The organism is Lysinibacillus sp. FJAT-14745, from assembly GCF_001275675.1.
In the GTDB taxonomy this organism is placed as follows: domain Bacteria; phylum Bacillota; class Bacilli; order Bacillales_A; family Planococcaceae; genus Lysinibacillus.
In genome coordinates, this window is the sequence record NZ_LITM01000007.1 from 1 (window position 1) to 12,618 (window position 12,618).

Annotated in this window: 10 protein-coding genes; 4 read left to right on the forward strand and 6 right to left on the reverse strand. The window is 36.9% G+C overall.

What is annotated here, in order from left to right:
* Positions 1 to 226: 226 nt before the first annotated feature.
* Positions 227 to 1,126 carry a DMT family transporter gene (locus AMS59_RS12975; protein WP_053484171.1) on the reverse strand — a complete coding sequence of 300 codons (900 nt, stop codon included), beginning with the start codon at positions 1,124 to 1,126 and terminating at the stop codon, positions 227 to 229.
* Positions 1,127 to 1,438: 312 nt separating this feature from the next.
* Between AMS59_RS12975 and AMS59_RS12980 the strand changes: the two genes are divergently transcribed.
* Together AMS59_RS12980 and AMS59_RS12985 are read left to right on the forward strand one after the other, a co-directional pair.
* Positions 1,439 to 2,155, forward strand: coding sequence for an MgtC/SapB family protein (locus tag AMS59_RS12980; protein ID WP_053484172.1), 717 nt, complete (start codon positions 1,439 to 1,441; stop codon positions 2,153 to 2,155).
* Positions 2,156 to 2,170: 15 nt separating this feature from the next.
* Positions 2,171 to 3,166: a cation diffusion facilitator family transporter gene (locus AMS59_RS12985; protein WP_053484173.1), complete on the forward strand. Its 996-nt coding sequence runs from the start codon at positions 2,171 to 2,173 to the stop codon at positions 3,164 to 3,166.
* A gap of 72 nt (positions 3,167 to 3,238) precedes the next feature.
* Here AMS59_RS12985 and AMS59_RS12990 read toward each other — a convergent pair whose 3' ends face one another.
* Positions 3,239 to 3,979 (reverse strand): hypothetical protein, encoded by a 741-nt coding sequence (locus tag AMS59_RS12990; protein ID WP_234007772.1) that lies wholly within the window; start codon positions 3,977 to 3,979, stop codon positions 3,239 to 3,241.
* A 149-nt stretch (positions 3,980 to 4,128) separates the two neighbouring features.
* Positions 4,129 to 5,292, reverse strand: a complete 1,164-nt coding sequence (locus tag AMS59_RS12995) for an iron-containing alcohol dehydrogenase (RefSeq protein ID WP_053484174.1) — start codon at positions 5,290 to 5,292, stop codon at positions 4,129 to 4,131.
* Positions 5,293 to 5,730: 438 nt separating this feature from the next.
* On the opposite strand from AMS59_RS12995, the gene AMS59_RS27005 reads away from it, so the two are divergent.
* On the forward strand, positions 5,731 to 6,066 hold the full coding sequence (locus AMS59_RS27005) for a hypothetical protein (protein ID WP_156304653.1): 336 nt from the start codon (positions 5,731 to 5,733) through the stop codon (positions 6,064 to 6,066).
* A 69-nt stretch (positions 6,067 to 6,135) separates the two neighbouring features.
* On the opposite strand, the gene AMS59_RS13005 is transcribed toward AMS59_RS27005, so the two are convergent.
* The 3 genes from AMS59_RS13005 to pruA all read right to left on the reverse strand — a co-directional run bounded on the left by AMS59_RS13005 (position 6,136) and on the right by pruA (position 10,514).
* Positions 6,136 to 7,380 carry a Glu/Leu/Phe/Val dehydrogenase gene (locus tag AMS59_RS13005; RefSeq protein WP_053484176.1) on the reverse strand — a complete coding sequence of 415 codons (1,245 nt, stop codon included), beginning with the start codon at positions 7,378 to 7,380 and terminating at the stop codon, positions 6,136 to 6,138.
* 83 nt (positions 7,381 to 7,463) lie between these two features.
* Complete coding sequence (locus tag AMS59_RS13010; RefSeq protein WP_053484177.1) at positions 7,464 to 8,657, reverse strand: ornithine--oxo-acid transaminase; 1,194 nt, start codon at positions 8,655 to 8,657, stop codon at positions 7,464 to 7,466.
* A 312-nt stretch (positions 8,658 to 8,969) separates the two neighbouring features.
* Complete coding sequence (pruA, locus tag AMS59_RS13015; protein WP_053484178.1) at positions 8,970 to 10,514, reverse strand: L-glutamate gamma-semialdehyde dehydrogenase; 1,545 nt, start codon at positions 10,512 to 10,514, stop codon at positions 8,970 to 8,972.
* Positions 10,515 to 10,659: 145 nt separating this feature from the next.
* On the opposite strand from pruA, the gene AMS59_RS13020 reads away from it, so the two are divergent.
* Positions 10,660 to 11,967 carry a sigma-54-dependent Fis family transcriptional regulator gene (locus AMS59_RS13020; protein ID WP_053484179.1) on the forward strand — a complete coding sequence of 436 codons (1,308 nt, stop codon included), beginning with the start codon at positions 10,660 to 10,662 and terminating at the stop codon, positions 11,965 to 11,967.
* Positions 11,968 to 12,618 lie beyond the last annotated feature (651 nt).

The window sequence follows — 12,618 nt, forward strand, 5'->3', positions numbered from 1 at the left end:
TCGTTCACCAACTCAAGGTTAGCTACTAAAAACTTTATTGATTACGTTTTGCTTGTTCAGTTTTCAAGGTTCATTTTGTCGCTGTTGTTTTCAGCGACTTTATTATCATAACTTGTATTCAACAAGATGTCAACAACTTTTTTAAAAAATCTTTTTCAAAATCTTTTTTTCAAGTCGTCCTTCTTGTTAAGGACAAGTAATAATATATAATATAGCATTTTAAAAATCAAGCCTTTTTTGAAAAAAACTTAAAAATCTTTTTCTCATCGACTACAAACAAGAGTATTCCTACTATAACAATGAATCCACCAATAATTTGTGTGGCTATTAAATACTCTTTAAAAATTAGAAGAGCTAAAATGGCCGCACCAATTGGTTCAAATAAAATCGCAATGGAGACTACATTTGTACTAACGTATTTAATAGACCAATTAAATAGAGTATGACCAAATAAATTAGGAACTATCGCTAATAAAATAAACCATATCCAGTCCATAGTAGAATAAGGACCGAACGATTCCCCCTTAATAAGAACATAGATCAATAATGTAATTGTACTAATAACATAAACAATCATCGTATATGTCACAAGAGATAATCTTTTCCGTACATCTTGTCCAAATAAAAAGTAAGCTGTAACAAGTGCGCACGCGACAAGAGCAAGCATGTCTCCATAAAATGCAGTACCGCTTAGTTTAAAATCTCCCCAACTAATTAAAATACTACCGACAATAGCAATAACTCCTGCCAAAATGGTTTTCAGCGTAATGTTCTCTTTAAAGAAAAAATATGTACCTACAAATGCAAACAATGGCTGTAATGTAACCAAAACTGTAGAACTTGCTACAGAAGTGTAATTGAGCGATTCAAACCACAAAATAAAATGGAAGGCCAAAAATATGCCTGCAACAGAAGAAAATAGCCAATCACGTATTCTAAATTCCTTGATCTCGTTAGTGTACTTCCAAAAAAACAGAGGCGCCATTATTAACACCGAAAAAAACATACGATAAAACGCAATAACCCCTGCTTCTGCATTTGCTAATTTTACAAATACGGCAGATAGGGATACAGAAATAACGCCAATAAAAATAGGAATGTATGGATGAATTTTTGCTTTCTCCATTAAATCCAATCTCCAATCAATTTTGCCTCGGTATAATTACATCTGGATTTGGCTTTGGGTGCTCGCACAAAGGACTCCTTCCAGTTCTGTAACATCCGCCAAGGGTTTTAACTTAAACCCGCATTCATCTCACGACCTGTAGCGTTAGAAGACTCCTATACCTGTCGCTACAGAAAAACATTTGCTTTAAAGAAATTAAAAATACTTATACATCATTACTATGGTGATGTACAATACAACAAAGTAATGTACATATAATAATGACACCTTGCATATCTCTTAGCAATACGAAATATCTGTGGAGGGTTGCTTATGGAAACCTTGGAAAATATGATTACATATGAAGTTGGCATAAAATTAGTAATTGCAGCCACATTAAGTTTAGTAATCGGCATCGAAAGGGAATTAAAAAAGAAGCCTGTAGGATTAAAAACGAGCTTAGTTATTGCTACATTTAGCTGTTTATTAACTATAATATCGATTGAAACCGCCTACTCAACACCCCCTAGGTCAGGAATCAATATTACAATGGACCCCCTTCGCTTGGCTGCTCAAATTGTTAGTGGAATTGGGTTTCTTGGAGCAGGTGTTATTTTAAGACGGGGGAATGATAGTATCTCCGGTTTAACAACTGCAGCAATGATTTGGGGAGCTGCGGGGATAGGAATTGCTGTTGGCGCAGGCTTCTATATAGATGCTACATTAGCTGTTATTATCATCGTCTTCGGAATTGAGGTTTTATCGCCGTTTCTAATGAAAATAGGACCAAAAAGAATTCGAATGCGAGAAATATCATTGAAAGTTCAGATTAACAATGATGAAAATAGTGAATCCTTTTTACAATTCCTAAAGGAAAACAATATTATTATCGAAAACATACGCATTCAAGATATTCCGAATAATGATCATGTTTTTCACGAATTAGATTTACGTTTATCATTAATAGTCTCTGATAACTTACTGTCATTTTATCGTACATTACGAGCACTGCCCTATATAGAAAAAATCGAAATGGAAATTTTAAATTAGTTGGAGGATTCTTTCGTGTCAGAAATATTGAAACTATTAAAGAACGGTAATAAACCTTCCCTGTTGGCAGCGGGGGTCAATGCCTTTTTAGGAATTATTAAAGGTGCTGCCTACTTCTTTACAGGTAATATTGCCATGTTTGCAGAAATGATGCACTCACTAGGGGATGCAGCAAACCAATTATTCGTTTATATCGGCTCAGCGCTTTCGAAAAAAGCACCGACTAAACAATTTCCTGCAGGCTTTGGCCGAATTGTAAATTTAGTTTGTCTTTTGGCTGTTATTATTGTAGCTATCCTTTCTTATGAAACGATAAAAGAAGGCTTGCATCATTTTATGCATCCTGCTGGAGAATCTAAAGGAATGCTCATTGCACTTGGCGTACTATTTATCGGTACTGTTTTAGAGGGGTCAGTTCTTGCAAAGGCCGCCGTAGAAATACTACATGAGGCTGGGCAGGAAAAAACGGGAATACTAACAGCTATTCCTAAAGCTATTCCTTATTTAAATCGAGCAAAGCCAGCAACAAAATTAGTATTTATGGAAGACTTAGTTGCTACAGGAGGGAATGTTTTGGCCTTCGCTGCAATTTTAATCGCACATTTTACAGGCTGGACAAGAATTGAAGGACTTGTTTCAATGATTATTGGCTGTATGATGTTCTATGTAGTAGCAAAAGTTTTCCTTGATAATGCACGTGGGGTTATTGGTGAAACAGATGAAGAAATGCTGAATCACATTGCACATCTTGTAATGGATGACCCAAACATTAAAGATATTGTGCGCTTAGAGGTCGTTAAAGAAGGTGAATTTTTACATGTGGAATTAGTTGCCGAAGCTGATCCCAATCTATCACTCGCTTTTCTAGATGATGTACGCGACCATTTAACAGAGGTCATTTTAAGTCAGAAGGGCGTATCAAAAGTGGCAATTTTATTTGATGAAGATGATGGGAAACTAGATTGGGTGCATATTGGAGAAAGACCGGAAAATTCTACATTCAAACAATAACAGCATATCCTAAATATTTTTTCTAAATAATATAAATAGCCAATTGCCTTATTTCAGGCAGTTGGCTATTTTTTATACTAGCACTAGATGACTTCGTTCTTGTTTAACTTCTTTTGTATCTTCTATTAAGCAATCTTGAATCTCTTTATTACTTACAACAACATGATCTGTTATCATAAAAGTTAATAACATTTTTAAAACAATCATCTTTTTTACACCTTGCTGTTGAATAACGATTTTTGAGAATTTCAATGTTACCAATCGTTTAGCTAATGCATATTCTTCTACATTTGTAATCTCTCTTCCGTCTGCATAGCAACCTAATATGAAATTACCCGCATAAGAATCTTTCAATACATTAGGATGCATAGATTGGTAATGTACCTCTGCAATTGAATCATCATTATTCATCATTTGATGAGTCACCAAATAATGTTTTAAAGCACCTTTCAAATCAATCGCAATAGCTGTATCTGCTAATATTGTTCGATAATAAACTAGCACTATTTCAGCATCCCCTAAATAAGGTTTCACTTCTACAACGATTTCCCCAGAGGGACGTACAAACACTTGTACACTTGCTTTATTTACACCATCTGTAAAGGTAATATTCGTTTGGCCATATTGTAAGCTTTTAATAAATATACTTTGATCAATGATATATCCCATGACAATTTGGTCATTCTCAATTTGCAGTGATTTCGCTTCCATCCCCAATACTTCTACACAATTTTGCATTTTGTAAACATCCTGCTGAAATGGCACCTCCATGCAACCCGATGTGACATCGCAACCTTCAAGTATTTGTTTCAATATTTGCTCCCTCTCCAACCTAGTTTATGATCTTTATTTTAATAAACATAGCTGAACAAAATCTGAACAATTCTACAAGGGACTAGTTATTTGCACAACAAATTTCATAAAAAAATGAGACTATAACGCGTAGCCTCATTTTTTTAATATTAAAGTGAGTTTTGCAAAATAGTTCGTACATTTTCTTCCTGTAATTTATTGAAGTTTCCAAAGGGTCCATTTTGCATTGCATGTTCTACAATTTGCTGGAATTTTGAATCGTCAATTTCATAATCTGCTAGGCGACTTGGAGCTCCTAGTGAAGTCCAGAATGCAGATAAACGATCAATCCCTTCGTATGCAACCTCTTCTGGAGACTTTCCTGTTGCGTCAACACCGAAAACGCGTGTTGCAATGCCTGCAAAACGCTCTGGATTTACGGGTACACTTAGACGCATCCAATGTGGTTGTAATATCGCTAAACCACCTGCGTGAGGAATATCGTACACTGCAGATACAGCGTGCTCAATATTATGTGACGCCCAATCACCACGAGAGCCAATTGATAAGAATCCATTTAACCCAATTGTTCCGGCTAATAAAATGATTTCACGTAACTGGATATTCTCTAAATCTTCTATTAGGTTAGGTGCTGTTGTAATGACAGTTCGTAATACGCCTTCACACATTTCATCTGTAATCGGTGTATTCGTCGTATTATGGAAATATTGTTCAAATACATGCGACATCATATCAACGATACCGTAAACTGTTTGATTTTTTGGTACTGACACTGTATACGCTGGATTTAAAATCGAAAATTCCGGGAATACAGCAGGGCTACCCCAGCTTAGTTTTTCTTCTGTCGAAGCGTTTGTAATGACAGAGCCTGAGTTCATTTCGGAACCTGTTGCAGCTAGCGTTAATACCGTTCCAAGTGGTAAAGCGTCCTGCACAAATACTTTACGTTTTACAATATCCCAAGCATCACCATCATATTTTGCACCAGCGACTATTAACTTAGAACAGTCTATTACGGAACCGCCTCCAACAGCTAGAACTAGATCGATTTCTTCTTTTTTACAAAGTTCAATACCAAGTCTTGCTGTTTCCACACGTGGATTTGGCTCAACACCGCTTAGTTCAAATATTGTTTTATCCGCTTCTTGTAACTTTTCAATGACAGAATCGTATACACCATTTTTCTTAATGCTGCCTCCGCCATAAACAACTAACACCTTTTTACCATGCAGAGCTAACTCATTTGATAGCTTTTCCAGTGCATTTTCACCAAAATGTAACTTCACTGGGTTATAAAATGTAAATGAATCCATTCAATTCGCCCCTTTCTAGTTGGATTTTCTCATATTTCTATTGATGAAAGCAAAGATTAAACTTTGGACATATGCTCTTAATAAACTATCAGCCCTGGTTCAATCCGTCAGCTCAACCATCCTATCCGTCTGTTCAGATTTTGTTTAGTTAACCAATGTATAGTAAAAGCTTAGTACATGAAACAAAGGAATTTTATTTATGCTTATTATCGTGATTATTAGCTGTGTTGTTATTATTGTTGGAAGCTTCATACTTATGTGCATCCTGCAATTACGTAAGGAACGGAATGAAAAAAAGATGATATTAGAGCAACGTCTCGAACATCTTCTTCAGTCGAATAAAAAAAGAAAAACAAAATCGTCAAGGAAATTTTCGCGAATGTTACGGCACTTTCGAATGAGGTGATTTCCGTTCCACGCTATTCGCATTCTATTGGAGTGATTTTTGGCATTTTAATAGCGACTCATAAAGCTATCGGCGGTTCTCGAAATTTTATCAGCGATTTTCATGTTGTTATCAGCGATTCTCAGCATTTTATCAGCGGTTTTCTCGATGTTATCAGCGATTCTTGCCATTTTATCAGCGGTTTTCTCGATGTTATCAGCGATTCTCGCCATTTTATCAGCGGTTTTCTCGATGTTATCAGCGATTCTCAGCATTTTATCAGCGGTTTTCTCGATGTTAACGCCCAGTCGGAACGGAAAGCAACCCCTCGTTTTGCCGAAGAGCCATACTTTATTCAATATGACACCTTTATTTCATTTACATACTAGTAGTTTTTCAAAAACATAAAACGAGTCATCCCATTATAAAGGAATGACTCGTTTTTAGTTATCTATTGATTAAACCCATCCACGGAAGCGTGAAGCTTCTGCAGTGCGGCGAACACCTACCATATAAGCTGCTAAGCGCATGTTAATGTTACGTGTTGTCGCTGTTGTATAAACGTTTTCAAATGCATCAACCATTTTTTTGTATAGACGTTCTTCAACTTCTTCTTCTGTCCAATAATAACCTTGGTTATTTTGTACCCATTCGAAGTAAGAAACTGTTACACCACCAGCAGATGCTAATACGTCTGGTACAAGTAAAATACCACGATTAGTTAAAATTCTAGTTGCTTCAGCAGTTGTTGGTCCGTTTGCTGCTTCTACTACGATGTTTGCTTTAATATTGTTTGCATTGTCAGCAGTAATTTGGTTTTCAATAGCAGCTGGCACTAGAATATCACAATCAAGTTCTAATAATTCTTTGTTTGAAATTGTGTTTTCAAATAATGTTGTTACCGTACCGAAGCTATCGCGACGATCTAATAAGTAGTCGATATCTAAACCTTCAGGATCATGTAGTGCACCATAAGCATCTGAAATACCGATTACTTTTGCACCTAAATCATGCATGAATTTTGCAAGGAAGCTACCTGCGTTACCGAAGCCTTGAATAACAACGCGCGCACCTTTAATATCAATGCCACGTTTTTTCGCTGCTTCTTGGATAACGATTGTTACACCTTGTGCAGTTGCACGATCACGACCTTGAGAACCACCAAGCACTAGTGGCTTACCTGTGATGAAACCTGGTGAGTTGAATTCGTCCATACGGCTGTATTCATCCATCATCCAAGCCATAATTTGTGCATTCGTAAATACATCTGGTGCAGGAATATCTTTTGTTGGTCCTACGATTTGACTGACTGCACGAACATATCCACGGCTTAATTTTTCGATTTCATCCATAGACATTTGACGAGGGTCACAGATGACACCGCCTTTACCACCGCCATAAGGTAGATCCACGATACCACATTTCAATGTCATCCACATTGAAAGCGCTTTAACTTCTTCCTCAGATACTGCCGGATGGAAACGTACTCCACCTTTAGTTGGTCCTACAGCATCATTATGTTGTGCACGGTAACCAGTAAATACTTTTGTTGTACCATCATCCATCTTCACTGGAATACGAACTTGTAGCATGCGAAGTGGCTCTTTTAATAATTCATACATTGCTTCGTCATAACCAAGTCTATTTAGAGCCTCTTGAATGACTTCTTGAGTAGATGTGAACAGGTTTAAGTTTTCAGACATATTAAATCGCCTCTTTGTTTTTTTTAATGATAGTATATCGGCATCATTGTAACATACTTCCGAATTAAAATGTGAACAATTTGTTAAAGTTTAAATACTTTTTCAATTTGTTCGATTGACCAATCTAAATCTTCTTGTGAAATTACAAGTGGTGGCGCAAATCGAATAACTGTATCATGTGTTTCTTTACATAATAGGCCTAATTCTTTAAGTTTTTCACAGTATGGACGTGCTGCCTCTGTTAACTCCATTCCGATAAATAGACCACGGCCACGAACTTCTTTAATGACTGGGTTATTAATTTCTTTTAATTTACCTTTAAAGTATTCACCAAGTTGGTGTGAACGCTCTGCTAATTTTTCATCTAGTAATACTTTAATTGAAGCAATAGATACAGCACATGCTAAAGGATTACCACCGAAAGTTGAACCGTGTGATCCTGGGTTGAATACACCTAAGATTTCACGATTTGCAGCTACACAAGAAATCGGGAATACACCACCGCCTAAAGCTTTCCCTAAAATGTACATATCAGGCTCTACTTCTTCCCAATCACATGCGAACATTTTACCTGTACGTGCTAAACCAGCTTGAATTTCATCTGCAATGAATAAAACATTGTTTTCACGGCATAGTTCGCGAGCAGCTTTTAAGAAGCCTTCTGACGGAATAACGATACCAGCTTCACCTTGGATTGGTTCAATTAAAAATGCTGCTGTGTTTGGAGTAATTGCAGCTTTTAACGCCTCCAGGTTACCGTAATCTACTAACTTAACATTCGGTAACATCGGACCGAAGCCACGACGATATTCTTCGTCAGATGATAAAGATACAGCAAGCATTGTACGACCATGGAAGTTACCATTACATGCAATGATTTCAGCCTTGCCATCCTCTACACCCTTTACATCATATGCCCAACGACGAGCTGCTTTAAATGCAGTTTCTACCGCTTCTGCACCTGTGTTCATCGGTAATACCATTTGTTTATTCGTTAATTTACCTACAAGCTCATACCATTCACCAAGGTTTTCGCTATAAAACGCACGAGAAGTTAATGTTACTTTATCAGCTTGTTCTTTTAACGCAGCGATAATTTTTGGATGACGATGTCCCTGATTCACAGCAGAGTAAGCTGAAAGCATATCTAAGTATTTATTACCTTCTGGATCTTTTACCCAAGCACCTTCAGCCTCTGAAATAACGATTGGTAGCGGGTGATAGTTTGCAGCACCAAAATTTTGAGTTTGTTCAATAACTTGATTTGTTTTTGTCATATAGTATTCTCTCCTTACTTTCATGATGAAAAATCTATTAGAAGACTATGTTTTTCTATAAGAAAATTTAATAGCACGATTTCAGCATTTTCTGAATATAAGAAACAAGAATCTGCTCCACTACTCTTAGGTAAGTCGCCTCGACATTAGCGTCTACGGTTCTTGCCGGGCCTACTTAACCAGGAGGAGTCTCGCAGATTCTCTTATATTAACCTCGGCATAATTGCGTCTAGATTCGACTTCTTGCTTGCAAAAAGCCAAATCCGTGACATCTACTGAGGGCTATACCTTCTTTCAGTCTGCTGATAGAAGTTATAGCATTTCTGAAGTTGTTTTTGCTTGCATGTGAAGTTGTAGATAGTCAGGGCCACCTGCTTTTGAATCAGTACCTGACATATTGAAGCCACCGAATGGTTGGTAACCAACGATTGCACCAGTACAGCCACGGTTGAAGTATAAGTTACCTACATGGAAATCTTCACGTGCTTTTTCTAAGTTCATACGATTATTTGTAATAACCGCACCTGTTAAACCGTATTCAGTATCGTTTGCAATATCAATTGCTTGATCGAAATCTTTAGCTTTTGTAATAGCTACAACCGGGCCAAAAATTTCTTCTTTCATAACTCGTGCAGAAGGAGCTACATCTGCAAATACTGTAGGTTGGATGAAGTAACCAACTGAATCATCAGCTGTACCACCTGCTACTAGGCGACCTTCTCCTTTACCAATTTCAATGTACTCTGTCACTTTATTGAATGCTGCTTGGTCAATAACTGTTGCCATGAAGTTTTTGAAGTCTGTTGGATCACCAACTGTTAGCGTGTTAGTAAGCTCAATTACACGATTAACAACTTGATCATAGACATCTTCAACAATAACAGCACGAGAACACGCTGAACATTTTTGACCAGAGAAGCCAAATGCTGATTTCACGATAGATTGTGCTGCAAGCTCTAGATCTGCTTCTTTATCAACAACGATTGTATCTTTACCGCCCATTTCAGCGATAACACGTTTAATCCAAATTTGACCGTCATTTAATACAGATGCACGTTGGTTAATACGTAAACCTACATCACGAGATCCAGTGAAGCTGATGAAGCGTGTTTTCGGATGATCAACTAAGTAGTCACCTACTTCTGCACCAGAACCTGGTACAAAGTTCACAGCACCTGCTGGAAGACCAGCTTGCTCTAGTACTTCGATAAATTTATAAGCAACTACAGGTGTTGTTGAAGCTGGCTTTAATAATACAGTGTTACCTGTTACTAAAGCTGCTACCGTTGTCCCTGCCATAATTGCGAATGGGAAGTTCCATGGTGAAATAACAATACCAATACCTAGTGGAATATAGTCATAACGGTTGTATTCACCAGGACGGCTTTCTACAGGTTGACCGTCTTTCATACGTAGCATTTGACGACCATAGTATTCTAAGAAATCAATTGCTTCTGCAGTATCTGCGTCAGCTTCAGCCCATGGCTTACCTGCTTCTTTTGTTAAAAGTGCAGAGAATTCATGTTTACGACGACGGATAATTGCCGCTGCTTTAAATAGTACGTCTGCACGAATAGCTGGATCTACTTTTTTCCAAGTTTTAAATGTTTCGTCTGCAGCTTGCATTGCTTTCTCAGCTAGTTCTTTGTTCGCTTTTGATACGCGACCAATTACTTCTGTTTTCTTTGCAGGATTATATGAAACGATTTTATCTTCTGTAGTAATACGTTCGCCACCGATAATAAGTGGGTAGTCTTGGCCTAAATAACCTTCTACTTTATTTAATGCTTCTAAATATGCGTTGTAATTTGCCTCTTGAGTAAAATCTGTGAATGGTTCGTGTTTGTATGAAATCATACTTTATCCTCCCTCGTGAGATGTGTTTTAAGTGTGCAAAAAACATTGACGCAAAATATCTTTGCGTTTAGAATATTCTTACACTTATTATAATGCAAAATTTCGTTGCATATTTCAAGTAAAAAATTTTTGAGGTGCACATTTTATGAAAAATTTTGAACCCTTACTCCCTTTTTATGAGTTTATTGCAACAAATGTAACTGTTGGTATTCATGCTGTAGACCTTTCTGGCAAAACAATTATTTATAATACAGAGATGAAAGAAATTGAAGGATTTAATATTGATGAATTAGCGGATCGTTCTGTTATTGAAATGTTTTCCTTTCGCCAGCATGAAAGTACTTTAATGCGTGTATTACAAACAGGCAAAAAAGAAATTAATGTAAAACAAACTTATTGGAATAAAAATGGTCATGAAATTACAACTATTAATGATACTTTTCCACTTTATGTTGAAAATAAACTTATTGGAGCGATTGAATTTGCTCGTGACATTACATCACTCGAAAAGCTAGTTTATCAGCCCCTTCGTCGATATGGTGAACCTTTAACATTCGATATGATTACAGCTGTTTCCGAATCGATGCAACAAGTTATCGCAAATGCCAAAAAAGCAGCAGCTGTGAAATTACCAGTATTACTAATTGGTGAATCGGGTACAGGCAAGGATTTAGTCGCAGAGGGTATGCACCATGCAGCATCAACTGATCCTGAAGCATTTGTAACCCTAGTGAGTCGTCGCTCTGCTCAATCTGTTTTAGACAAATTACAGGAGCTCTTACAAGAAGACAAAGCATACACTTTTTTCTTTGAACGCATTGATTTTTTAAGCCTAGATATCCAAGAACAACTATTAGAAGTATTACAATCTCTTCCTCAATCTAAATACATGCTCATTGGGAGTGTAGGAAGCGATCCCATTACATTAATCGCAGAAGAAAAACTTTCAAAATCACTGTATTATTTCTTTGCAACAATGGCCATTACTATCCCCAATTTAACAGATCGAAAAGAAGATATTCTTCCATTCGTAGATGATTACTTTAGTCGCCATCGAGAAAGATTTGCTTCAAATGTTGTGGAACTAGCACCTGATGTACAGGATTTATTTTTGCAGTATGATTGGCCGGGAAATTTAAAGGAACTTGAGCTATTACTAGATGAAATTGTGTCGTTTATGACCACTGAATCAACAGTTACCTCTGATTTCCTTCCAATGCATTTCCGCTTTAAGGTACAGCAGCAAGACACAACCAATCATGAGCCGGAATTTTTTATGTTCCAGCAACAAAATGATGTTATGCCGCTCGATGCTTATTTACGTGAAGCCGAATCATATTATGTGCAAAACGTCTTAAATTTATATGAAGGCAATATTACAAAGACCGCTAATGCACTTGGTATGAGTCGTCAAAATCTACAATATCGAATTCGAAAAATAAAAAATCAATAGTTATATTTGAATACAAAAAAACGAGGGTACCTTCATATTTGAAAGCATCCTCGTTTTTTTATCCCGCATTAAAAAGCCCTATTGGTGAAGATTAATAATCAGTGGAATAAAAAACCACTGATTAAGTTTCACTTTATCCCGCATTAACAGGCAGTAATTGATTTGTACCGAAAGAGAAACGTCAGGTACAAGACTCTCATCTCAAAACTCAGTAAAAGCAAAGAAATTAGGGGAAATAACTGCCTGTAAACGCCCGATTGGTGAAGACTAATAATCAGTGGGGATAGAGCTCCCCACTGATTAAAGTTTCACTTTATCCCGCATTAACAGGCAGTAATTTAAGTAATTTATCTGTACCAAAAACGAAGCGTCAGGTACAAGACTCCCATCTCAAAACTCAGCAAAAGCAAAGAAATTAGGGAAAATAACTGCCTGTAAACGCCCGATTGGTGAAGACTAATAATCAGTGGGGATAAAGAACCCCCACTGATTAAAGTTTCACTTTATCCCGCATTAACAGGCAGTAATTTAAGTAATTTATCTGTACCGAAAACGAAGCGTCAAGTACAAGACTCCCATCTCAAAACTCAGCAAAAGCAAAGAAATTAGGGAAAATAACTGTCTGTAAACGCCCGATTGGTGAAGACTAAT